At 34.1% G+C, this 24,206-nt stretch carries 28 protein-coding genes; 27 read left to right on the top strand and 1 reads right to left on the bottom strand.

The features are described 5' to 3' along the window. Positions 1 to 131: 131 nt before the first annotated feature. The 26 genes from E2558_RS10770 to fabZ all read left to right on the top strand — a co-directional run bounded on the left by E2558_RS10770 (position 132) and on the right by fabZ (position 22,552). Positions 132 to 1,403 carry a UDP-N-acetylglucosamine 1-carboxyvinyltransferase gene (locus E2558_RS10770; protein ID WP_126564861.1) on the top strand — a complete coding sequence of 424 codons (1,272 nt, stop codon included), beginning with the start codon at positions 132 to 134 and terminating at the stop codon, positions 1,401 to 1,403. A gap of 147 nt (positions 1,404 to 1,550) precedes the next feature. Next, complete coding sequence (locus E2558_RS10765; RefSeq protein ID WP_126564862.1) at positions 1,551 to 1,886, top strand: winged helix-turn-helix transcriptional regulator; 336 nt, start codon at positions 1,551 to 1,553, stop codon at positions 1,884 to 1,886. A 146-nt stretch (positions 1,887 to 2,032) separates the two neighbouring features. After that, a complete protein-coding gene (locus E2558_RS10760) occupies positions 2,033 to 3,460 on the top strand; it encodes an aldehyde dehydrogenase family protein (RefSeq protein ID WP_126564863.1) in 1,428 nt (475 codons plus the stop codon). A gap of 271 nt (positions 3,461 to 3,731) precedes the next feature. Continuing rightward, positions 3,732 to 5,048 (top strand): transcription termination factor Rho, encoded by a 1,317-nt coding sequence (gene rho / locus E2558_RS10755; RefSeq protein WP_126564864.1) that lies wholly within the window; start codon positions 3,732 to 3,734, stop codon positions 5,046 to 5,048. 117 nt (positions 5,049 to 5,165) lie between these two features. Next, positions 5,166 to 5,426 carry a type B 50S ribosomal protein L31 gene (locus E2558_RS10750; protein WP_103298956.1) on the top strand — a complete coding sequence of 87 codons (261 nt, stop codon included), beginning with the start codon at positions 5,166 to 5,168 and terminating at the stop codon, positions 5,424 to 5,426. Positions 5,427 to 5,639: 213 nt separating this feature from the next. Beyond that, positions 5,640 to 6,239: a thymidine kinase gene (locus tag E2558_RS10740; protein WP_126564865.1), complete on the top strand. Its 600-nt coding sequence runs from the start codon at positions 5,640 to 5,642 to the stop codon at positions 6,237 to 6,239. Further along, positions 6,239 to 7,315: a peptide chain release factor 1 gene (gene prfA, locus E2558_RS10735; RefSeq protein ID WP_126564866.1), complete on the top strand. Its 1,077-nt coding sequence runs from the start codon at positions 6,239 to 6,241 to the stop codon at positions 7,313 to 7,315. The genes E2558_RS10740 and prfA overlap by 1 nt, the downstream gene beginning before the upstream one ends. After that, the gene (gene prmC / locus E2558_RS10730) at positions 7,302 to 8,141 is read left to right on the top strand and encodes a peptide chain release factor N(5)-glutamine methyltransferase (protein ID WP_126564867.1); all 840 of its coding nucleotides are present in this window, start codon (positions 7,302 to 7,304) and stop codon (positions 8,139 to 8,141) included. The genes prfA and prmC overlap by 14 nt, the downstream gene beginning before the upstream one ends. An 86-nt stretch (positions 8,142 to 8,227) precedes the next feature. After that, complete coding sequence (locus E2558_RS10725; protein WP_126564868.1) at positions 8,228 to 9,271, top strand: L-threonylcarbamoyladenylate synthase; 1,044 nt, start codon at positions 8,228 to 8,230, stop codon at positions 9,269 to 9,271. Beyond that, the gene (locus E2558_RS10720; protein WP_126564869.1) at positions 9,268 to 9,684 is read left to right on the top strand and encodes a low molecular weight protein arginine phosphatase; all 417 of its coding nucleotides are present in this window, start codon (positions 9,268 to 9,270) and stop codon (positions 9,682 to 9,684) included. Before E2558_RS10725 ends, E2558_RS10720 begins: the two co-directional genes overlap by 4 nt. Before the next feature lie 109 nt (positions 9,685 to 9,793). Continuing rightward, the gene (locus E2558_RS10715) at positions 9,794 to 10,318 is read left to right on the top strand and encodes a TIGR01440 family protein (RefSeq protein ID WP_126564870.1); all 525 of its coding nucleotides are present in this window, start codon (positions 9,794 to 9,796) and stop codon (positions 10,316 to 10,318) included. 24 nt (positions 10,319 to 10,342) lie between these two features. Then, positions 10,343 to 11,581: a serine hydroxymethyltransferase gene (gene glyA / locus E2558_RS10710; protein WP_126564871.1), complete on the top strand. Its 1,239-nt coding sequence runs from the start codon at positions 10,343 to 10,345 to the stop codon at positions 11,579 to 11,581. A 28-nt stretch (positions 11,582 to 11,609) separates the two neighbouring features. Beyond that, the gene (upp, locus tag E2558_RS10705; protein ID WP_126564872.1) at positions 11,610 to 12,239 is read left to right on the top strand and encodes a uracil phosphoribosyltransferase; all 630 of its coding nucleotides are present in this window, start codon (positions 11,610 to 11,612) and stop codon (positions 12,237 to 12,239) included. Between the two features lie 40 nt (positions 12,240 to 12,279). Next, entirely contained in the window at positions 12,280 to 13,413 is a 1,134-nt protein-coding gene (gene wecB, locus E2558_RS10700; protein WP_126564873.1) for a non-hydrolyzing UDP-N-acetylglucosamine 2-epimerase, read from the top strand. 139 nt (positions 13,414 to 13,552) lie between these two features. Beyond that, positions 13,553 to 13,903 carry an ATP synthase subunit I gene (locus E2558_RS10695; RefSeq protein ID WP_126564874.1) on the top strand — a complete coding sequence of 117 codons (351 nt, stop codon included), beginning with the start codon at positions 13,553 to 13,555 and terminating at the stop codon, positions 13,901 to 13,903. A 27-nt stretch (positions 13,904 to 13,930) separates the two neighbouring features. Beyond that, positions 13,931 to 14,656, top strand: coding sequence for a F0F1 ATP synthase subunit A (gene atpB / locus E2558_RS10690; RefSeq protein WP_126564875.1), 726 nt, complete (start codon positions 13,931 to 13,933; stop codon positions 14,654 to 14,656). A gap of 32 nt (positions 14,657 to 14,688) precedes the next feature. Next, a complete protein-coding gene (gene atpE / locus E2558_RS10685) occupies positions 14,689 to 14,901 on the top strand; it encodes a F0F1 ATP synthase subunit C (RefSeq protein WP_002448651.1) in 213 nt (70 codons plus the stop codon). 87 nt (positions 14,902 to 14,988) lie between these two features. Continuing rightward, positions 14,989 to 15,519 (top strand): F0F1 ATP synthase subunit B, encoded by a 531-nt coding sequence (locus E2558_RS10680; RefSeq protein ID WP_371869282.1) that lies wholly within the window; start codon positions 14,989 to 14,991, stop codon positions 15,517 to 15,519. Further along, a complete protein-coding gene (locus E2558_RS10675) occupies positions 15,519 to 16,058 on the top strand; it encodes a F0F1 ATP synthase subunit delta (protein ID WP_126564876.1) in 540 nt (179 codons plus the stop codon). Before E2558_RS10680 ends, E2558_RS10675 begins: the two co-directional genes overlap by 1 nt. 19 nt (positions 16,059 to 16,077) lie before the next feature. Continuing rightward, positions 16,078 to 17,586: a F0F1 ATP synthase subunit alpha gene (gene atpA, locus E2558_RS10670; RefSeq protein ID WP_126564877.1), complete on the top strand. Its 1,509-nt coding sequence runs from the start codon at positions 16,078 to 16,080 to the stop codon at positions 17,584 to 17,586. Between the two features lie 31 nt (positions 17,587 to 17,617). Then, positions 17,618 to 18,484 carry an ATP synthase F1 subunit gamma gene (atpG, locus tag E2558_RS10665; RefSeq protein ID WP_126564878.1) on the top strand — a complete coding sequence of 289 codons (867 nt, stop codon included), beginning with the start codon at positions 17,618 to 17,620 and terminating at the stop codon, positions 18,482 to 18,484. 21 nt (positions 18,485 to 18,505) lie between these two features. Then, positions 18,506 to 19,918: a F0F1 ATP synthase subunit beta gene (gene atpD / locus E2558_RS10660; protein WP_126564879.1), complete on the top strand. Its 1,413-nt coding sequence runs from the start codon at positions 18,506 to 18,508 to the stop codon at positions 19,916 to 19,918. A 21-nt stretch (positions 19,919 to 19,939) separates the two neighbouring features. Further along, a complete protein-coding gene (locus E2558_RS10655; protein WP_103298000.1) occupies positions 19,940 to 20,341 on the top strand; it encodes a F0F1 ATP synthase subunit epsilon in 402 nt (133 codons plus the stop codon). A gap of 125 nt (positions 20,342 to 20,466) precedes the next feature. Beyond that, entirely contained in the window at positions 20,467 to 20,697 is a 231-nt protein-coding gene (locus E2558_RS10650) for a DUF1146 family protein (protein WP_126564880.1), read from the top strand. Between the two features lie 108 nt (positions 20,698 to 20,805). After that, on the top strand, positions 20,806 to 22,071 hold the full coding sequence (gene murA, locus E2558_RS10645; RefSeq protein ID WP_126564881.1) for a UDP-N-acetylglucosamine 1-carboxyvinyltransferase: 1,266 nt from the start codon (positions 20,806 to 20,808) through the stop codon (positions 22,069 to 22,071). Positions 22,072 to 22,114: 43 nt separating this feature from the next. After that, entirely contained in the window at positions 22,115 to 22,552 is a 438-nt protein-coding gene (gene fabZ, locus E2558_RS10640; protein ID WP_103298003.1) for a 3-hydroxyacyl-ACP dehydratase FabZ, read from the top strand. A 439-nt stretch (positions 22,553 to 22,991) separates the two neighbouring features. Here fabZ and E2558_RS10635 read toward each other — a convergent pair whose 3' ends face one another. Further along, positions 22,992 to 23,438: a YwpF-like family protein gene (locus E2558_RS10635; RefSeq protein WP_126564882.1), complete on the bottom strand. Its 447-nt coding sequence runs from the start codon at positions 23,436 to 23,438 to the stop codon at positions 22,992 to 22,994. Positions 23,439 to 23,623: 185 nt separating this feature from the next. On the opposite strand from E2558_RS10635, the gene E2558_RS10630 reads away from it, so the two are divergent. Continuing rightward, on the top strand, positions 23,624 to 24,022 hold the full coding sequence (locus tag E2558_RS10630; RefSeq protein WP_103366337.1) for a single-stranded DNA-binding protein: 399 nt from the start codon (positions 23,624 to 23,626) through the stop codon (positions 24,020 to 24,022). Positions 24,023 to 24,206 lie beyond the last annotated feature (184 nt).

The raw sequence follows: 24,206 nt of genomic DNA, 5'->3' as shown, positions 1-24,206 counted from the left end.
CCGGATATTATTTTTGAAAATTATTTTTACTTAAATAACTAAGTAATTAACGTTTTACAAATAAATAAAATGTAATTTATAATACTTATAATGTACAATTTGAAAAATGACAAACAAAGGAGATAAAACTTATGACTCAAGAGGTAATAAAAATCCGTGGTGGTCAAACGCTTAACGGTGAAGTCACAATAAGTGGTGCTAAAAATAGTGCAGTAGCTATTATTCCAGCGACGTTATTAGCTCAAGGCCAAGTAAAGCTAGATGGGCTTCCACAAATTTCTGACGTCGAAACATTAGTAAGTTTATTAGAAGATTTAAATATTAAAACAAATTTGGATGGTAAACGTCTAGATGTTGATACTACTGATATACAAAATGCACCATTACCAAATAATAAAGTAGAATCTCTTCGTGCGTCTTATTATATGATGGGAGCGATGTTAGGTCGCTTTAAAAAATGTGTCATTGGTTTACCAGGCGGTTGTCCACTAGGGCCTCGACCAATTGATCAACACATTAAAGGATTTAAAGCACTTGGTGCTGAAATCGATGAGTCTAGTGAAACATCTATGAAGATCGAAGCTAAAGAACTTCATGGTGCTAATATCTTCCTTGATATGGTAAGTGTAGGAGCAACTATTAATATTATGTTAGCAGCCGTGCATGCTAAAGGCCAAACGATTATTGAAAATGCCGCAAAAGAACCTGAAGTTGTAGATGTGGCCAACTTCTTAAATAGTTTAGGAGCAGATGTTAAGGACGCAGGTACAAGCACACTAAAGATTAACGGTGTAGAAACATTACATGGTTCTGAATACCAAATTATTCCTGACCGTATTGAAGCAGGCACTTATATGTGTATAGCTGCTGCTTGTGGTAAAGAAGTAACGATTAATAATATCGTACCGAAACACGTAGAAGCATTAACTGTAAAATTAAAAGAATTAGGCGTAGATATCGATATAAATGACGATGCAGAAAAAGCGACAATTAGAGGTCATAAAGATTATAAAAATGTAGATATTAAAACATTGGTATATCCTGGCTTTGCCACAGACTTACAACAGCCAATTACACCATTATTATTTATGGCAGATGGTCCTTCATTTGTTACTGAAACAATTTACCCAGCTCGTTTCAAACATGTAGATGAATTAAAAAATATGGGTGCTGATATTGAGGCAGACATGTCGACTGGTACAGCTACTATCAAACCATCTTCATTACAAGGTGCTGATGTTTATGCAAGTGACTTGCGTGCAGGGGCATGTTTAATCATTGCTGGATTAATTGCTGAAGGTGTAACAACAATTTATAAAGTTAAACACATTTATCGTGGATATACTGATATCGTCAAACACTTAAAAGAATTAGGTGCAGATATTTGGACTGAACAAGCGTAAAAATATTTGGTATAATAATTATATTAAAGACAAAAAGTAAATGAAGTATAGTGTAAATTCAAGCTACTTCATAGCCTGTAGCATTCCATAGATAAGGCTACAGGCTCTCTCTTTTTGTAAAAGATGTTTGGATTAGAGGTGAAGACAATGGAAATCTGTCCATATCTTGAAGAAACCTTTAAAATTGTTGGTAGAAGTTGGAACGGTTTAATCATTAACTACCTATCTCGATGCACTGATTATACTGCACACTTTTCCGATATGAAAAGGGATTTAAAAACGATTACCCCTCGTGCTTTGAGTATTAAATTAACAGATTTAGGTGAATGGGGATTAGTAGAAAAAAAGATAGTTTCAACTAGTCCGGTTTCAATTATTTATGAATTGACAGAAAAAGGAAGAGCTCTAGCTGAAGCTTTAAAACCAATGGAAGATTGGGCTAGAACTTATATAGAGCTTGAAAATGAAGTTAAAGCTAAATAATAAAGACAAGGTTCTGCGATAATGCATTATGACGTAAATAATGTAAAGCAGAACTTTTTTTATGTTAAAAAGGCTATGTTTAAATTTTTCTAAAAAGGATAAACAGTAGACAGATGTAATAACGATGATTAAGGAGTGAATCATTGATGAGAAATTATACTCAACAATATATCAATGGTGAATGGATTGATAGTGAAAGTAACGAAACAATTGATGTAATTAATCCTGCAACTGAAGAAGTTATCGGTAAAGTAGCTAAAGGTAACGAAAAAGACGTAGATAAAGCTGTAGAAGCTGCTAATGACGTATATTTAGAATTTCGCCATAGCTCAGTAAAAGAAAGAAAAGAATTATTAGATAAAATCGTTGAAGAATATAAAAATAGAAAACAAGATATCATCGAAGCTATTACAGATGAATTAGGTGCACCACTTACTATTTCTGAAAATGTTCACTATGAAATGGGCTTACAACATTTCCAAGAAGCTAGTAAAGCATTAGATTCATTTGAGTTTGAAGAACGCCGTGGAGATTCACTAGTAACAAAAGAAGCAATTGGTGTCACTGGGTTAGTCACGCCTTGGAACTTTCCAACTAACCAAACTTCATTAAAACTTGCAGCCGCATTTGCAGCTGGTAGTCCAGTAGTACTTAAACCATCTGAAGAAACACCATTTGCTGCAATTATCCTAGCTGAAATCTTTGATAAAGTTGGCGTACCTAAAGGTGTATTCAACTTAGTTAACGGCGATGGTGAAGGTGTAGGTAATCCATTAAGTGAACATCCTAAAGTGAGAATGATGTCATTTACTGGTTCAGGACGCACTGGTTCTAAAATCATGGAAAAAGCTTCTAAAGACTTCAAAAAAGTATCACTTGAATTAGGTGGTAAATCACCTTACATCGTATTAGATGATGTAGATATTAAAGAAGCAGCAAAAGCTACAACAGGTAAAGTAGTTAACAATACTGGTCAAGTTTGTACTGCAGGTACTCGTATCTTAGTACCAGAAAGCATTAAAGAAGAATTCCTAACAGCATTAAAAGAAGAATTCAGTAATGTTAAAGTGGGCGATCCACGTGAAGAAGGTACACAAGTTGGACCAATTATTAGTAAAAAACAATTCGATACAGTGCAATCATATATTGATAAAGGTATTGAAGAAGGCGCTGAATTATTCTATGGTGGCCCAGGTAAACCAGAAGGATTAGACACTGGTTACTTTGCAAGACCAACTATCTTTATTAATGTAGATAATGATATGACAATCGCTCGTGAAGAAATCTTTGGTCCAGTAGCATCAGTTATCACTTATAATGATGTAGATGAAGCGATTAAAATTGCTAATGATACAGAATACGGCTTAGCTGGTTATGTCATTGGTAAAGATAAAGATACGCTTCAAAAAGTAGCGCGCTCAATCGAAGCTGGACGTATCCAAATTAACGAAGCAGCAAACACACCAGACTTACCATTCGGTGGTTATAAACAATCTGGTATCGGTCGTGAATGGGGCGATTACGGAATTGAAGAATTCTTAGAAGTTAAATCAATCGCTGGTTATTTCATTTAATTTAAAAAATTAATTTAATTATGATTTATAACAGTGCATGGGACTTTTATAGTTCCATGTGCTGTTTTAATTTTTGAAATTTAATAAAATCATTTTGTAATTAAAATGAAAATTTGCTATATTAATTCTAGTATTTAAGACTCACAATTTTTTGATAAAATCATTTATGATTTATTTGGTGCTGCATTTTCAGAAAAGCAGAAAATAAAACAAATTAATAAACTATGTTAAAAATGAGTCTTCATAAAAATATAAGAAATGGGTGCAGTTTATGCCTGAAAGAGAACGTACATCACCGCAATATGAATCTTTTCATGAATTATATAAGAATTACACAACCAAAGAGTTAACGCAAAAAGCTAAATCTTTAAAACTTACTAATTATAGTAAATTGAATAAAAGTGAATTAGTCTTAGCCATCATGGAAGCTCAAATGGAAAAAGATGGCAATTATTACATGGAAGGTGTATTAGATGATATTCAGCCAGATGGTTACGGTTTCTTAAGAACTGTTAACTATTCTAAAGGTGAAAAAGATATTTACATCTCTGCTAGTCAAATTCGACGTTTCGAAATTAAACGAGGTGACAAGGTCACTGGTAAGGTACGTAAGCCTAAGGATAACGAAAAATATTATGGTTTATTACAAGTAGACTTTGTAAATGATGAAAATGCTGAAGTAGTCAAAAAACGCCCTCACTTCCAAGCTTTAACACCTCTTTACCCTGAGGAAAGAATTATATTAGAAACAGATCCTCAAAACTACTCAACGCGTATTATGGATTTAGTTACCCCAATCGGTTTAGGTCAACGTGGACTTATCGTAGCTCCTCCAAAGGCTGGTAAAACTTCATTACTTAAAGAAATCGCTAATGCAATTAGTATAAATAAACCTGATGCAAAATTATTTATTTTATTAATTGGTGAGCGACCAGAAGAAGTCACAGATATAGAACGTTCAGTTGAATCTGCAGAAGTGGTACATTCAACGTTTGATGAGCCACCTGAACATCATGTAAAAGTGGCGGAATTATTACTTGAAAGAGCGAAACGATTAGTTGAGATTGGACAAGATGTGATTATCTTAATGGATTCTATTACGCGATTAGCACGTGCATATAACTTAGTGATCCCTCCTAGTGGTAGAACGTTATCAGGTGGGTTAGATCCAGCCTCATTACATAAACCGAAAGCATTCTTTGGGGCAGCACGTAATATTGAAGCGGGCGGAAGTCTTACAATCCTCGCGACAGCGTTAGTTGAAACAGGTTCACGTATGGACGATATGATTTATGAAGAGTTCAAAGGAACAGGAAATATGGAGTTACACTTAGATCGTAAGTTATCTGAGCGTCGTATCTTCCCAGCAATTGATATTGGTAGAAGCTCAACACGTAAAGAAGAATTATTAATTAGTAAATCTGAGTTAGATTCATTATGGCAACTGAGAAATATGTTTACAGATTCAACAGACTTTACGGAACGCTTCATTAGAAAATTAAAAAAATCTAAAAATAACAAAGAGTTTTTCCAACAACTTCAAAAAGCAGCCGAAGAGAGTACTAAAACTGGTAAACCGATAATTTAATGAATATCAGTTTTAGGGTTGCGTTTTATAGTTATAACTATTATAATTGCTAAGTATTGGGTAAAAACTCACAAATAACTCTGTTCCAGATGGTTCAGGGCAAAGGAGCTGAAAATAATGAAACAAGGAATTCATCCTGATTACCACAAAGTTATCTTTTTAGATACTACAACAAACTTTAAATTCTTAAGTGGTTCTACAAAAACATCTTCAGAAACTATGGAATGGGAAGATGGAAATGAATACCCAGTTATTCGTTTAGATGTATCTTCTGATTCACACCCATTCTATACTGGACGTCAAAAATTCGCTGCTGCGGATGGTCGTGTGGAACGTTTCAACAAAAAGTTTGGTCTCAAATCAAACAACAACAACTAATTGTAAGTTTAAACTGTCTGCCTAATCTATGCTATATAGAGTTAAGTAGGCAGTTTTTTTATATTATTAAATCGAGTAAGTGTCATACTAAATAAAGTATGGGGGCTAAATACTTAAAAATTATGAACATTCTAGATATACATAAAGTCGTTTATAAACAATTAAAATATGATATAATTAAGCGATTATGTTTTGAAAAAGGTGGAACTTATAATGTATGAAACTTACCATTCTGGTTGGATTGAATGCATTACTGGAAGTATGTTTAGTGGCAAATCAGAAGAATTAATTCGTCGATTGCGCCGAGGTCTGTATGCTAAACAAAAAATAGTAGTGTTTAAACCGGCTATAGACAATCGTTACCATGATGAAAAAGTTGTATCTCATGATGGAAATGAATTAGAAGCCATTAATATTACCACAGCACGAGATATTTTATTACAAGATTTATCACATGTAGATGTGATTGGCATTGATGAGATTCAATTCTTTGATAAAGAGATTGTTAATATCGTTGAAAAACTTGCTGAAGAGGGCCATAGAGTTGTAGTTGCTGGATTGGATATGGACTTTCGTGGAGAACCGTTCGAACCTATGCCTCAACTTTTGGCAGTCAGTGAACAAGTAACTAAGTTACAAGCGGTATGTGCTGTTTGTGGTTCATCTTCAAGTAGAACCCAACGATTAATTAATGGACAACCAGCTAAAATAGATGATCCTATTATTTTAGTGGGAGCGAATGAAAGTTATGAACCTAGATGTAGAGCACATCACATTGTTGCACCGAGTAATAATGAGAAGGAGGAAATGTAGTGTTTGATCAATTAGATATTGTTGAAGAAAGATATGAACAATTAAATGAAATGTTAAGTGACCCTGAGGTTGTTAATGATTCAGATAAATTACGTAAATATTCTAAAGAACAAGCTGATTTACAAAAAACAGTAGATGTTTATAGAGATTATAAAAGCAAAAAAGAAGAAATCGATGAAATCGATGAAATGTTAAATGAAACAGATGATAAAGAAGAAATTGAAATGTTAAAAGAGGAAAGTACTAGTCTTAAAAGTGCTATTCCTGAATTAGAAGAACAACTTAAATTCTTGCTTATCCCTAAAGATCCTAATGATGAAAAAGACGTTATCGTTGAAATCAGAGCAGCAGCAGGTGGAGATGAAGCTGCAATTTTTGCAGGCGATTTATTAAGAATGTATACCAAATATGCAGAATCTCAAAACTTTAAAACTGAAATTGTAGAAGCAGCTGAAAGTGACCATGGTGGTTATAAAGAAATCAGCTTTTCAGTTTCAGGTAGCGGCGCATATAGTAAATTAAAATTTGAAAATGGTGCACACCGTGTCCAACGTGTGCCTGAAACAGAATCAGGTGGTCGTATTCATACTTCAACTGCTACAGTAGCTGTATTACCAGAAGTTGAAGATGTTGAAATTGAAATTCGCAATGAAGACTTAAAAATTGATACGTACCGTTCAAGTGGTGCTGGTGGTCAGCACGTAAATACTACAGACTCAGCTGTACGTATTACTCACTTGCCAACAGGTGTAATTGCTACATCTTCTGAAAAGTCTCAAATTCAAAACCGTGAGAAAGCATTAAAAGTGTTGAAAGCACGTTTATATGATATGAAATTACAAGAAGAACAACAAAAGTATGCTGCACAACGTAAATCAGCTGTCGGTACAGGTGACCGCTCTGAGCGTGTAAGAACATACAATTATCCACAAAGCCGTGTAACAGATCACCGTATTGGTCTAACATTACAAAAGTTAGATCAAATCATGGAAGGTAAATTAGACGAGATTATCGATGCACTTACACTTTCTGAACAAACTGAAAAACTGAAAGAATTAAATAATGGCGAGCTTTAAGGATAAATTAACTGAAGCCATTCAACTAGCAAAGAATAAAGGTTTCGAACAATCTCGTGCAGAATGGTTAATGCTTGATTTATTTGGTTGGTCTAGAACGGATTACCTTATGCATATGTATGATGAAATGAATGAAGCTGAGGAAGCTAGATTTTCATTGGCTGTTGAACGCATGCTACTAGGTGAACCTATTCAGTACATTGTAGGTTTTCAAATGTTCTATGGTCTTCAGTTTCAAGTCAATTCACATTGTCTAATTCCTCGACCAGAAACCGAAGAAGTAATGCTTCATTTCTTGGAACATGTGAAAGAGGGAGCGACAGTTGTAGACATTGGTACAGGAAGTGGCGCGCTTGCTGTATCACTTAAGAAATTAAATCCTAAATTGAACATTATTGCGACTGATGTCGTTCAAGAAACCATAGATTTAGCTAAGGATAATGCCTATCATCATAATGCTGATATTGAATTTATGCATGGAGATGCTTTAAAACCATTGATTAAAAATAATATTAAAGTAGATGGTCTCATTTCCAATCCACCTTATATAGACTATGAAGAGGTTCATAGTATGGCGGATACAGTCGTGAAATATGAGCCTCATGTTGCCCTGTTTGCGAAAAATAAGGGCTATGCAATATATGAATCTATATTAAATGATTTGCCAAAAGTCCTTAATGAAAATGCATATGTTACATTTGAAATAGGGTATAATCAAGGCGAGATATTAAAGGAACTAATTTTAAAAAAATATCCGAATTTATTAGTTAATGTAATCAAAGATATTAATGGAATAGATAGGATCGTGTCATTTGAATGGCAATAAGCGATGGGGGAGGCTGAGACATATTATTTTGTCCCAGCCTCTTTATCACTCATCATCACGATAATTAAAGGAAAGGTGTGAGGTGAATGGAGAGTAAAATATGGGATATGCGCAACTATAGTGAAGCGCCACTATCATTTCCTAAAATGAATGAAATAAAAACAATATTTGAACAAGGTGGCTTAATCGCTATTCCTACTGAAACTGTATATGGTCTTGGTGCAAATGCAAAAGATGAAGAAGCGGTTTCTAATATTTATAAAGCCAAAGGACGTCCCTCTGACAATCCTTTAATCGTGCATATTCATAGTTTAGAACAATTAAATGAGTTTGTTACTCATATACCTAATGAAGCCAAAGTACTAATGAATGCCTTTTGGCCTGGACCGATTTCATTTATCTTACCTCTAAAAAAAGGTTACCTGTGTGATAAAGTGAGCGGTGGTCTAGATTCAATTGCAGTGCGTATGCCGAGTCACACGTTAGGACGCGCTATTTTACAATATGTAAACTTACCTATAGCTGCACCAAGTGCTAATTTAAGTGGACGTCCATCACCTACAACGTTTCAACATGTCTATCATGATTTAAATGGTAAAATTGACGGCATTGTCAACGGGGATCAAAGTGAAGAAGGCTTAGAAAGTACCGTGCTTGATTGTACGCAATATCCCTTTAGAATCGCTCGTCCAGGCGCCATTACTCAAACCATGTTGAATGAGGTGCTTCCTGGTAGTGTCGAGCATTTTAATTATAATAATGTCGAAAAACCCATTGCTCCGGGTATGAAATATAAACATTATTCACCAGAAACACCAGTAACGATGCTAAAAGATTTAACCAATCCTATTGCAAATCATAAAGATTGGTCAAATGCTGCTTTTATTGTGCCAGAAAGTTTACAGTCACTTGTTCCTGATAGCTCATGGTTTATTCCTTTATGTCAAGATGAAGATGATATTAAAGGAGCAAATCATAATTTATATGCCATTTTGCATGATATTGACAAGAATGAAATGATTAATGAAGCATATATCTATGCTTTTGAAAATGCAGAATCCGCGGAAGCCGTGATGAATCGAATGTCCAAAGCAACTGCTAATCGTATCATTAGAGGTGAAGAGTTATGAAAATAATATTTGTATGTACGGGTAATACATGTCGTAGTCCTATTGCAGAAAGCATAGGTAAAACAATACTTCCAAACGATACGATTGAATCGAGAGGGTTATTTGCTGTAAATGGCCAATCAGTGACACCAGAGTCTCTAGAAGTTATTTTAGAACATGATTTACCAGAGCCAACTTCAGCACAGCAATTCAGTGAGAGTGATCTTGACAGTGATTTAATTTTAACAATGACGCAGTCTCATAAAGCACAACTTATCAATGCATACGGTGAAAACATTCCTGTTTATACTTTAAGTGAATATGTTGGGGAAAATGAGGAAGTGGACGATCCATTTGGTGGCAGTATTGATACGTACCGATATACGTTTAATCAACTTTATAGTCTCATCCACAAATTGCAAGGCTTTTCATAAAACGAAAATATTACATTTAGTATAAGTTATGAATTAAATACGTTATAATGAAGAAGTATAGCTAGTTTGCTATGCTTCTTTTAATTATGTAAGTAAGGTGGAGATTTCTATGCAAGAACTTACAACTTTATTAGATGAATTGAAAGCACAATCATTCTTTAAAAAAGGTGAAATATGCATCATTGGTTGTTCAACATCTGAAGTTATAGGAGAAAAAATAGGTTCTGTAGGTTCAATGGACGTAGCTAAAGATATTTTCACTACCTTAGAAAAGGTACAACAAGAAACAGGTGTATCATTTGCATTTCAAGGTTGTGAACATATTAATAGAGCGGTCACAATTGAAAGAGAACAATTTAATCCTTTAACAATGGAAGAAGTGACAGTCGTACCAGATGTTCATGCAGGTGGGAGTCTAGCAACTTATGCTTATCGACACATGAAAGATCCAGTAGTTGTAGAGCATATTACTGTTCCTAAAGGTATTGATATTGGCCAAACATTAATTGGCATGCATATTAAACATGTTTGTGTACCGATTAGAACTAGTGTCAAAAAAGTTGGAGAAGCAATAGTAACAATTGCTACTTCAAGACCTAAAAAAATCGGTGGTGAACGAGCTAAATACGAATAGGTTTGAAAGGAAGAGGGGATTTTAATGTCATATATCCAAAATCAAGATAAAGCTGTCTATGAAGCGATTCAAAATGAATATAATAGACAAAATAATAACATCGAATTAATTGCATCTGAGAATTTTGTTTCTGAAGCTGTTATGGAAGCTCAAGGTTCTGTAATGACGAATAAGTATGCGGAAGGTTATCCTGGACGTCGTTATTATGGTGGATGTGATTATGTAGATGTGACTGAGACAATTGCTATCGAACGTGTTAAAGCATTATTTGGCGCTGAACATGCTAATGTTCAACCTCATTCTGGTTCACAAGCTAACATGGCTGTTTATTTAGTAGCACTTGAAATGGGTGATACTGTATTAGGAATGAATTTAAGCCATGGTGGTCATTTAACGCATGGTTCGCCTGTTAACTTTAGTGGTAAATTTTATAATTTTGTTGATTATGAAGTGGATAAAGAAACAGAGAAGATTGACTATGAAGCAGTTCGTAAATTAGCACTTGAGCATAAACCTAAATTAATTGTGGCTGGTACTTCTGCATATTCAAGAGAACTTGATTTTAAAAAGTTCAAAGAAATCGCTGATGAAGTAGGCGCAAAATTAATGGTAGATATGGCGCATATCGCTGGTTTGGTAGCAGCAGGTTTACATCCTAATCCAGTAGAATATGCAGACTTCGTTACAAGTACAACTCATAAAACTTTGAGAGGACCACGTGGTGGATTAATCCTGTGCAAAGAAGAATATAAAAAAGATATAGACAAAACAATCTTCCCTGGCATTCAAGGTGGTCCATTAGAACATGTGATTGCTGCTAAAGCCGTTGCTTTCGGTGAAGCGTTAGAACCAGAATTTAGAGCGTACCAAGAACAAGTAGTTAAAAATGCTAAAGTTTTAGCAGAGACGCTACAAGAAGAAGGCTTTAGAATCGTTTCTGGTGGTACAGACAATCATTTAATAGCCGTTGACGTTAAAAACTCAGTGAATGTGACAGGTAAAGAAGCCGAATCTACACTAGATTCAATTGGCATTACTTGTAATAAAAACACTATTCCTTTCGACCAGGAAAAACCATTCGTTACAAGTGGTATTCGTTTAGGTACACCTGCAGCCACTACTAGAGGCTTTGATGAAGAAGCATTTAAAGAAGTTGGGAAAATTATTAGCTTAGCGCTTAAAAATCCTAAAGATCAAGCTAAATTAAAAGAAGCAAGTGAAAGAGTAAGTAAATTAACAACAAAGTATCCACTATATGAGTAATTTTTAATTAAACTGGAGGAAATAGATAATGAGTAAAGTACACGTATTTGATCACCCTTTAATTCAACACAAATTAAGTTATATTCGTGATATGAATACAGGAACAAAAGAATTTAGAGAGCTTGTTGATGAAGTAGGTATGTTAATGGCTTATGAAGTAACAAGAGATTTAGAACTTCAAGATGTCGAAATTCAAACACCAGTTACTAAAATGACAGCGAAAAGATTAGCAGGTAAAAAATTAGCTATCGTACCTATTTTAAGAGCAGGTTTAGGAATGACTGATGGTGTATTAAGCTTAGTTCCTGCAGCACGTGTAGGTCACATTGGATTATACCGTGATCCTGAAACATTAAAAGCTGTTGAATATTTCGTGAAGTTACCTCAAGATATTGATGAAAGACAAATTATAGTTGTAGATCCTATGTTAGCAACAGGGGCATCTGCTATCGAAGCAATTAATTCATTGAAAAAACGTGGCGCTAAAAATATTAGATTTATGTGTTTAATCGCAGCTCCTGAAGGCGTTGAAAAAATGCAAGAAGTGCACGATGATGTAGATATTTTTATAGCTGCTTTAGATGAAAAATTAAATGATAAAGCATACATCACACCTGGTTTAGGTGATGCTGGGGATAGACTATTTGGTACTAAGTAGTTGAGAAGTTTAAAGTTAGTTCGTTGTAGGAGTAAATAATATGAAAAAAATTATGACAGTCTTTGGTACAAGACCAGAAGCGATTAAAATGGCACCCTTAGTTAAAGCACTTGAAAATGACGACGAATTAGAGCCAATGATTGTTGTAACTGCTCAACATCGAGAAATGTTAGATTCAGTTTTAAAAACATTTAACATCCAACCACACTATGATTTGAATATCATGAAAGAAAATCAAACATTATCTGAAATTACGTCTAGCGCTATGATACAACTTGAAAATATCATCAAAGATGAACAACCAGATATGGTACTTGTGCATGGAGATACTACTACTACATTTTCTGGTGCTTTAGCTGCTTTTTATAATCAAATAGCTGTAGGTCATGTAGAAGCAGGGTTGAGAACTGGCGATAAATATGCGCCATTTCCCGAAGAAATTAATCGACAAATGGTAAGTAATATTGCCGACTTGCATTTTGCACCTACAATAAATGCGGCTGAAAATTTAATCAAAGAACAAAAAGATAGAGATTCTATTGTTGTAACTGGAAATACAGCTATTGATACGTTGAATCTTACGATTAAAAATGACTACATGTCAGATATTTTAAATAAGCACGAGAATAAAAAAATAATTTTATTAACAATGCATCGTAGAGAAAATATAGGTCTTCCTATGAGAAATGTTTTCAAAGCGATAAATAGAATTGTTAGTGAATATGAGGATGTAGTAGTAGTTTATCCTCAGCATTTGAATCCAAAAGTTAGAGATTTAGCTAGTGAATATTTTAGTGACCAAACGCAAGTGGAAAGAATAGAGCCCTTAGATGTGATAGATTTCCACAACTTTGCCAATAAGGCACATTTCATATTAACGGATTCTGGCGGTGTTCAAGAGGAAGCACCTTCGTTAAATAAACCGGTCTTAGTACTAAGAGATGTTACAGAGCGACCTGAAGGGGTGGCAGCTGGAACGTTAAAAGTGATAGGCACGGAAGAAGATAATGTTTATACTGAAATAAAAACGCTTTTAGATGACTCAACAGTATATAAAAAAATGGCATCAATACAAAATCCTTATGGAGATGGAATGGCGTCATTAAGAATATGTGAAAGTATAAAATACTATTTTGGTTTAATTATTGAAAAACCAAAAGAATTTAAAATGTGAATATTTTGTGACAAAATTGTATGGATTTTTTACAACAATTTGAATAGAATTGACACGATATATACGCTATATTATTATTAAAATTGTATGAGTGGAACGGTTTACATGATACTCATAAGTAATTTTGGAGGCACTATGAATGAAGCGTTTTAGTATTATTTTCAAACAATTCATTCAATATTATATCTATTTTTTAATTTTGTTAAGTGTTTTGTACATTATTAAACCTAATCCTTTTACTTTAGGATTAATAATAGGAACGTTTGGCGCTTTAATTAATACATATATCTTTGAATTTTATTTATCTCGGGCAAAGCAACCAGATAATATACATATTTCTACGGGCAATATCTGGAGGTATTTAGTCGCTATTGTTGCGTGCTTGATTTGGTTTTTCTTTAAAGAGTATGTAAACATTATAGGAATAATGATAGGCCTTATGATTTCTTATGTACTAATCATCATACGTCCTTTATTACAAAGGGAGTAAAATTTTCGAAAAGAAAGAGGTGAGTACATGGATCACAAATCCCCACTCAGAAGTTGGAATGTATTTGGTTTTGATATCGTTTTCAACTTATCAAGTATCTTGATGTTAGTTATTACTGCAATTATTGTTTTTTTAATAGCTATTATTTGTACGCGTAATCTAAAGAAAAGACCTACAGGTAAACAGAACTTTATTGAATGGGTCTTTGATTTTGTAAGAGGCATCATTGAGAGTAACATGGCTTGGAATAAAGGTGGTCAATTTCACTTCTTAGCAGTAACATTGATTTTATTTATCTTTGTAGCCAATATGTTAGGCTTACCATTTGCTATAGTGACAAAAGATCATTACTTATGGTGGAAATCACCAACAGCTGATGCTACTGTGACATTAACATTGTCAACAACAATGATTTTATTAACACACTATTATGGTGTGAAAATGCGCGGTACGAAAGCTTACATAGGTAATTACTTTAAACCGTTCTGGCCATTAGCTATCATTAATGTATTTGAGGAATTCTCTTCTACATTAACGCTTGGTCTACGTTTATACGGTAATATATTTGCCGGTGAACTATTATTATCACTATTAGCTGGTCTGTTCTTCCAAAATGGATGGGGCTGGATAATTAGTATTCCAGGTTTAATTGTATGGCAAGGTTTCTCAATCTTTGTTGGTTCTATCCAAGCATATATCTTTATTATGCTTTCAATGGTTTATATGTCCCATAAAGTAACGGACGCACATTAATTTAAATAAAAATTTTAGGAGGAAATATTAATATGGGTTTAATCGCAGCAGCAATTGCAATCGGTTTATCAGCACTAGGTGCAGGTATCGGTAACGGTCTTATCGTTTCTAGAACAGTTGAAGGTGTAGCACGTCAACCAGAAGCACGTGGTCAATTAATGAGTATTATGTTCATTGGTATTGGTTTAGTTGAGGCATTACCAATCATCGGTGTTGTAATTTCATTCATGACTCTTTTCAGATAAGAAATGTTTTGAGGCGAAGTCTCTTTGATCTTCGCCGTTCGTTTTATTTAATGCAAATATGATGATTAATAATGAAAGGAGTGTCGAATGCCAGTGAATGCATTAGCTAATTCATATGTTTTGGGTGCAGCAGCCGGTGGTGTTGAGTGGGGAACAGTTATTGTTACTGTTGTAACATTTGTTATCCTCTTAGCATTATTGAAAAAATTTGCTTGGGGTCCATTGAAAGAAGTAATGGATCAACGTGAAAGAGATATTAATAGAGATATCGATGAAGCGGAAGAAGCAAAACTTAATGCACAAAAACTTGAAGAAGAAAATAGAAAGACACTTAAAGAAACACAAGATGAAGTTCAACGTATCCTTGAAGATGCTAGAGTTCAAGCTCGTAAACAACATGAAGAAATCATTCATGAAGCTAACGTTCGTGCAAATGGTATGATTGAAACTGCTCAAAGTGAAATTAACAGTGAAAAAGAACGCGCACTTGCAGATATTAATAATCAAGTTTCTGAACTATCAGTATTGATTGCTTCTAAAGTACTTCAAAAAGAAATTTCTGAACAAGATCAGAAAGCATTAGTTGATAAGTATCTTAAAGAGGCAGGCGATAAATAATGGCAGATGTAGCAAAAAAATATGCTAAAGCATTATTTGATGTTTCTATTGATAAAGATAGATTAGATTTAATGTATGAAGAGTTAAAAGTAGTAAATGATGCTACACAACAATATCAACAAGAATTAAAAGCTATTGATTCAAATCCTAGCAAACCTGCTTCTGAAAGACGTAAATTTGTAGGAATTGTATTCGGTGAGGCAAATTATTACTTAAAAAATATGTTAATGATTTTAGCAAATAACCGTCATTTAGCGTTAATTAATTCTATCTTCAAAGAATTTAATGACTTTTATAATGCCCATTATAATCAAGATACGGCAATAGTAGAGTCAGTATATCAATTAACTGAAGAAGAACTAGAAAGAATTAGAAATCTAATTATTAACCAAACTAAGTTGTCAAATGTACATATTATTACGAAAATTAACCCTGATTTAATTGGTGGTTTCAGAGTTAAAGTAGGCACAACTGTATTAGATGGCAGTGTTAAGAACGACTTAGAACAAATTGAACGTAAATTTAGAAGAGTTAACTAAAATAAGAGGAGTGACATAGATGGCCATAAAAGCTGAAGAAATCAGTGCATTACTTCGCTCACAAATTGAAAATTATGAGTCTGAGATGTCTGTAACTGATGTTGGTACTGTACTTCAAATCGGTGATGGTATCGCATTAATTCACGGATTAAATGACTGTATGGCTGGTGAGCTTGTAGAGTTCCCTAATGGTGTTCTTGGTTTAGCACAAAACCTTGAAGAATCAAATGTGGGTGTAGTTATTTTAGGACCTTACAGTGAAATTACTGAAGGTGACGAAGTAAAACGTACTGGTCGTATTATGGAAGTTCCAGTAGGTGAAGAACTTATTGGACGTGTGGTTAACCCACTAGGCCAACCTATTGATGGTCAAGGTCCAATTAATACGACTAAAACACGTCCTGTTGAACAAAAAGCTACAGGTGTAATGGCTCGTAAATCAGTTGATGAACCATTACAAACTGGTATTAAAGCGATTGATGCCTTAGTACCAATTGGACGTGGACAACGTGAGTTAATTATCGGTGATAGACAAACAGGTAAAACTACAATTGGTATCGATACAATCTTAAACCAAAAAGGTTTAGACACTATTTGTATCTACGTAGCTATTGGTCAAAAAGAATCAACAGTACGTGCTAATGTAGAAAAATTACGTCAAGCTGGTGCATTAGATTATACAATCGTAGTATCAGCGTCAGCGTCTGAACCATCACCATTGTTATATATTGCACCATACTCAGGTGTAACAATGGGTGAAGAATTCATGTTTAATGGTAAACATGTACTTATTATTTATGATGATTTAACTAAACAAGCTGCCGCTTATCGTGAATTATCATTATTATTACGTAGACCTCCAGGCCGTGAAGCTTATCCTGGTGACGTATTCTACTTACATAGTAGATTATTAGAAAGAGCAGCGAAATTAAACGATTCATTAGGTGGCGGATCTATTACTGCCTTACCAATCATCGAAACGCAAGCGGGAGATATTTCAGCATACGTTCCAACTAACGTAATTTCAATTACAGATGGACAAATTTTCTTACAATCTGATTTATTCTTCTCAGGTGTTCGACCAGCGATTAATGCGGGACAATCTGTATCACGTGTAGGTGGTTCAGCTCAAATTAAAGCTATGAAGAAAGTTGCTGGTACACTTCGTTTAGACCTTGCTTCATATAGAGAATTAGAATCATTTGCGCAATTTGGTTCTGATTTAGATGAATTCACAGCTAGAAAATTAGAACGTGGTAAACGTACTGTTGAAGTTTTAAAACAAGACCAAAACAAACCGTTACCAGTTGAAAACCAAGTATTAATCATTTACGCATTAACTAAAGGATACTTAGATGATATTCCTGTAGTAGACATCACTCGTTTCGAAGATGAATTAAATAGTTGGGCTAAATCAAATGCTTCTGAATTATTAGGTGAAATCAGAGAAACTGGTGGTTTACCTTCTGATGACAAATTTGATAGCGTAATTAACGAATTCAAGAAAAGTTTCAGTAAATCTGAATAATTAAACTTTAAATCGAAAAGGTGGTGAGATAATGGCTTCTCTAAAGGAAATAGATGGTCGTATAAAATCGACGAAAAAGATGAAACAGATTACCAAAGCAATGAACATGGTATCTAGTTCAAAATTACGTCGTGCTGAAAAGAATACTAAGCAATTCGAACCTTATATGGAAAAAATGCAAGATGCTATTACAGCAATTGCAGGTGCTAGTAAAAATTCAAGCCATCCTATGTTAAGACCAAGACAAGTTCAACGTAGTGGTTATTTAGTTATTACAAGTGATAAAGGTTTAGCTGGCGCATATAGTTCCAATGTGCTTAAAAAATTAATCAATGACATTAAAGAGAAACACTCTAGTAACGACGATTACAGTATTATAGTATTAGGTCAAACTGGTGTTGATTTCCTTAAAAATAGAGGTTATGAAATAGAGAATTCACTTGTTGATGTTCCTGATCAACCTTCATTTAAATCAATACAAGCTATTGCAAAATATGCCATTGACTTATTTAGTGAAGAACATATTGATGAATTGAAGATTTATTATAGTCACTATGTTAGTGTTCTTGAAAATAATCCGACGACTAAACAAGTTCTTCCATTATCTCAAGAAGATTCTAGCCAAGGCCAAGGCCAAATGTCTTCATATGAATTTGAACCAGATAAAGAATCTATCCTAAGCGTTATACTTCCACAATACGTTGAAAGTTTAATTTACGGAACGATTCTAGATGCTAAAGCTAGTGAACATGCAGCTCGTATGACTGCAATGAAAAATGCTTCTGATAATGCAACTGAACTTATTGATGATTTATCATTACAATACAATAGAGCAAGACAAGCTGAAATCACTCAACAAATCACTGAAATTGTTGGTGGTTCTGCAGCGTTAGAATAATATTTTAAAGGAGGAAACAACATGAGTAATGGCCGTGTAACTCAGGTTATGGGTCCTGTAATCGACGTTCGTTTTGAACATAATGAAGTACCTGAAATTAATAACGCCCTTATCATTGAAGTCCCTAAAGAAGATGGAACTTTCGAATTAACACTTGAAGTTGCTTTACAATTAGGCGATGACGTCGTACGTACAATTGCTATGGATTCAACTGATGGTGTGCAACGTGGTATGGAAGTACAAAATACTGGCAAAGACATTAGTGTTCCAGTTGGTGAACAAACATTAGGACGCGTATTCAATGTTTTAGGTGATACTATCGATTTAAATGATAAATTAGATAGCTCAGTTAGAAGAGATCCTATTCACCGTGAAGCACCAAACTTTGACGAATTATCTACTGAAGTAGAAATTTTAGAAACTGGTATTAAAGTAGTAGACTTATTAGCACCTTACATTAAAGGTGGTAAAATTGGTCTATTTGGTGGTGCTGGTGTAGGTAAAACCGTTTTAATCCAAGAGTTAATTAACAACATTGCTCAAGAACATGGTGGTATCTCAGTATTCGCGGGCGTTGGTGAACGTACACGTGAAGGTAACGACTTATACTATGAAATGAGCGATAGTGGCGTAATTAAAAAGACTGCAATGGTATTCGGTCAAATGAATGAGCCACCTGGTGCACGTATGCGTGTAGCTTTATCAGCATTAACAATGGCGGAATATTTCCGTGATGAACAAGGTCAAGACGTACTTTTATTCATTGATAATATCTTCAGATTTACACAAGCTGGTTCTGAAGTGTCAGCGTTATTAGGACGTATGCCTTCAGCCGTTGGTTACCAACCAACATTAGCAACTGAGATGGGTCAATTACAAGAACGTATTACATCTACGAATAAAGGTTCTGTAACATCTATTCAAGCCGTATTCGTACCAGCCGATGACTATACTGACCCAGCTCCAGCAACTGCTTTCGCACACTTAGATGCGACAACAAACTTAGAACGTAAATTAACAGAAATGGGTATCTATCCAGCGGTAGATCCATTAGCATCAACTTCTAGAGCGTTAGAACCATCAATCGTTGGTCAAGAACACTATGAAGTTGCGCGTGATGTTCAATCAACACTTCAAAAATATAGAGAATTACAAGATATCATTGCTATTCTTGGAATGGATGAGTTATCTGAAGAAGATAAACTTACTGTAGAACGTGCACGTAGAATTCAATTCTTCTTATCTCAAAACTTCCATGTAGCTGAACAATTTACTGGTCAAAAAGGTTCTTATGTACCTGTTAAAACAACAGTATCTGATTTCAAAGATATCTTAGATGGTAAATATGATCACATTCCTGAAGATGCTTTCCGTTTAGTAGGAAGCATGGAAGATGTAATTGCTAAAGCTAAAGATATGGGTGTTGAAGTCTAAACTAATTAGGAGGAATAGATAATGAGTACTTTAAATCTTGATATTGTCACTCCTAATGGTTCAGTCTACGAAAAAGATGACGTTGAACTGGTTGTTTTTCAAACGACAGCTGGGGAAATGGGTGTCATGAGTGGACATATTCCGACAGTTGCCGCATTAAAAACAGGCCATGTTAAAGTAAATTATAAAAATGGTTCTGAGTATATAGCTGTTAGTGGTGGCTTTGTTGAAATTAGACAACAAAAAGTATCTGTAATTGTACAAACAGCTGAAGCTGCTAGTGAAATTGACGTTGAAAGAGCTAAATTAGCTCGTCAAAGAGCGCAATCACATTTAGAAGATGAGGATAATAGTGATATTAACCGAGCTAAACGTGCATTAGCAAGAGCAGAAAACCGCTTACGCGTAGCTGAATTAAAATAAAATGATAAAGGTGAAACTGACTTGGTTTCCAAACCTTTTTTTATGTTTATAATGATTATCTTGAGTATCATTCTATACATATTTAATGTACAATATAATACAGTAATCTTTAAGGAGAGTTAGTTATGGACTATATAGGTCAATTTGCAGTTATACATTTAATATTACATGTCATTTGTATTTGTATTGCTTATTGGGCATTAAACTCTCTTAGATTAGATAACCTATTTAAAAAAGGTTATGCTACTCAAGTTCAAGTTTGCCTGATATTTATGGCAATTTTATTAGGAACTGCAGTAAGCAACTTTTTAATTGATTTATTACAGTATTCAACACAAGTAAAATATTTGTTTTAATAAATCAATATCTGTTAATTAATTTGAAAAGTAGATATAATTAATAAATAAAACAATTTGAAATAGGGAAATGATGAAAATAGTTGGAGTTTAAAGTGGAGGATTAAAATGGATAAAATAGTTATAAATGGAGGCAATCGCCTAACTGGAGAAGTTAAAGTAGAAGGAGCAAAAAATGCAGTATTACCTGTACTTACTGCTTCATTATTAGCTTCTGAAGGACAAAGTAAACTAGTTAACGTTCCAGATCTAAGCGATGTCGTTACAATTAACAATGTCTTATCAACATTAAATGCTAAAGTTGACTACAATAAAGAAGAAGGCGCAGTAACAGTAGATGCGTCATCTACATTGAATGAGGAAGCACCTTATGAATATGTAAGTAAAATGAGAGCTAGTGTCTTAGTTATGGGACCTTTATTAGCTCGTCTAGGTCATGCTATTGTAGCGCTACCTGGTGGTTGTGCAATTGGAGCACGCCCTATCGAACAACATATTAAAGGATTTGAAGCGTTAGGAGCAGAAATCCATCTTGAAAACGGTAATATCTATGCTAGTACTAAAGATGGGTTAAAAGGTGCCGATATTCACTTAGATTTCCCAAGTGTAGGTGCAACTCAAAACATTATTATGGCGGCTTCACTAGCTAAAGGGAAGACTGTTATTGAGAATGTTGCTAAAGAACCTGAGATCGTAGATTTAGCTAATTACATTAATGAAATGGGTGGTAAAGTTACTGGCGCTGGTACAGATACTATTACTATTCACGGTGTTGAGAAACTTAAAGGTGTAGAACACTCAATTATCCCTGATAGAATCGAAGCAGGTACATTAATCATTGCTGCGGCGATTACAAGAGGGGATGTCTTTGTGCGTGATGCAGTTAAAGAACACATGACAAGCTTAATCTACAAATTAGAAGAAATGGGTGTCAATCTTGATTTCCAAGAAGATGGTGTACGCGTAACTGCAGAAGGTGAATTAAAACCAGTAGATGTTAAGACTTTACCTCATCCTGGTTTCCCAACTGACATGCAATCTCAAATGATGGCTTTATTATTAACAGCTGAAGGTCATAAAGTCGTTACTGAAACTGTCTTTGAAAATAGATTCATGCACGTAGCAGAATTTAGAAGAATGAATGCTAATATCACTGTAGAAGGTAGAAGCGCTAAAATTGCTGGTAAGAGTCAATTACAAGGTGCGCAAGTTAAAGCAACTGACTTAAGAGCAGCAGCTGCATTGATTTTAGCAGGCTTAGTAGCTGATGGTACGACTCAAGTGACTGAATTAAAACACTTAGATCGTGGTTATGTTAATTTCCATGAAAAGTTAAAATCACTTGGTGCAGATATTGAACGTATCAATGACTAATTTTTAACATCAAATGATAAATTATTGCTGGAGGTAGTTTCAAATGGAAACAATCTTTGATTACAATCAAATTAAACAAATTATCCCACACAGACAACCGTTCTTATTAATTGACCGAGTGGTTGAATATGAAGAAGGTAAACGTTGTGTAGGTTTAAAACAAGTTTCAGGAAATGAACCATTTTTCCAAGGACATTTTCCAGACTACGCTGTAATGCCTGGTGTATTAATTACTGAAGCATTAGCTCAAACAGGCGCAGTAGCTATGCTTAATAGTGAAGAGAATAAAGGTAAAATTGCCTTATTCGCAGGTATTGATAAATGTCGCTTTAAAAAACAAGTGACACCTGGTGATACTTTATTATTAGAAGTTGAAATCACTAAAATTAAAGGGCCAATCGGAAAAGGTACAGCGAAAGCAACTGTTGATGGTCAACTTGCTTGTAGTTGTGAACTTACTTTCGCAATTCAAGATGCATAGCAATAATCGGTAGAGATAAAATGTGTTAAAAGGGAGTGGGACAGAAATTAAATAAATTTCGTCATCCAACCCCAGCTTGCTTTATTAGTGGAATTTCTTTATGAAATTCTCTGTGCTGGGGCCCCGCTCCCCGGCAAGGATGACTAGATTTGAAAAAGCTTGATTCAAGCGCATTTTCAAACCAGTCAGCTACTGCCAATATATTAGTAAAGGCTGAGACATTTTAATTTGTCTCAGCCTCTTTTAATATATATTCATCTATGAAGGAAACGTAGTTCATAATTAAAGTAATAGTAATAATAGAATAGGTAGAAAAATGACTATAAAAATCGTAGATAAACAACCCATTAGACAACCGCTGCCATTTTTAGAACTTCTTTGACTCATTACTACTAACCTTCAATTTAACTATTAAAGTAGGCTCAAAGTTTCTTAATCTTTATTCGTCTCTGTCAAATTTTTCTTCCTTTAATTTAGGTTTAGATTGCATCATACGATTAAATGTAACTTTTAATTCTTCACCAGATAAGCCTTCATCAATTAATTGTTCCAATAAACTTTCGGCATATACTTGGCGTAAAGTATAAATATGGCATTCGAATACAATAGACATGGTAGTATCAAACGTTTTAATACTTTTGATTGTCGCATCAAATAGAGCAGGATCATTCGAAGGTCTAGTAATTACGACACGAATATCTAATAACGTTTGATCATCATAATATTTTTTCATAGTCTCATGATGAGCATTAGAAATAACGACTTCTAATAACCAACCTGTTCCACTATTTTCTTTATTAATAATAACGCCGTCTTCTAATTCAAATTCTGTAATTCCACCATTTTCATTCACAATTTGAAAACGCACCGCTTTAAAAGTCTTCACCTAATCACATCCTAAAAATTTTGAAAATATGCAATAAATTAGAAATTATTTAATTGAACATTCAAGTTTTAACTATTTTCTTTAAATATAACAAATTTTGATTATAAATAGTAAATTTTTATTAAAAATGGCGTTTTGACGTACATATGAAATGTGATTAAGATAGTTTTTGAAGGAGGTGACACATGCTAAATAAGATAGTTATCGTGGGTCGTATGACTAAAGATGCACAAATCTATGAAAAAGAGGAGGTGAAAATTGCTACCTTTAGTGTTGCTACTGAACGTAATTATAAAGACGACAATAATGAAATCGCTTGTGATTATATTTTTTGTAAAGCTTTTGGCAAAACAGCAACGAATATCGAAAAATATACCAGTCAAGGTTCATTGGTAGGTATAACAGGACAAATGCGTTCACGTAAGTATGAAAAAGAGGGACAAACGCATTTTGTAACAGAATTATATGTAGAAACAATTAAATTTATGTCCCCACAATCAAAAAACAACGAAATTCTCTCAAATAGCTCATTTATGGAAGACACTTATCCCCTAGATAATTTAGACATTATTAATATCAATTAAAATTAAATCAACTCTCTAAACTTTAACTCCAATCTTCTCTATTTTATATATAACATCTTTCAATTATACTCAGAATCTCTCTTTATTAATTCAAATTAATGGGGAGAGGTTCTTAATTTTTAAGATAAATATCTGAAAGATTTCAAGAATATTACATACATAACAAGCTAACGTAAACACTTTA

The sequence above is a fragment of the Staphylococcus pragensis genome (assembly GCF_004785665.1).
GTDB classification, from domain to species: Bacteria; Bacillota; Bacilli; order Staphylococcales; family Staphylococcaceae; genus Staphylococcus; species Staphylococcus pragensis.
The sequence above is the reverse complement of the archived record's forward strand: the minus strand, read 5'-3'. Positions and strand labels throughout refer to the sequence as shown.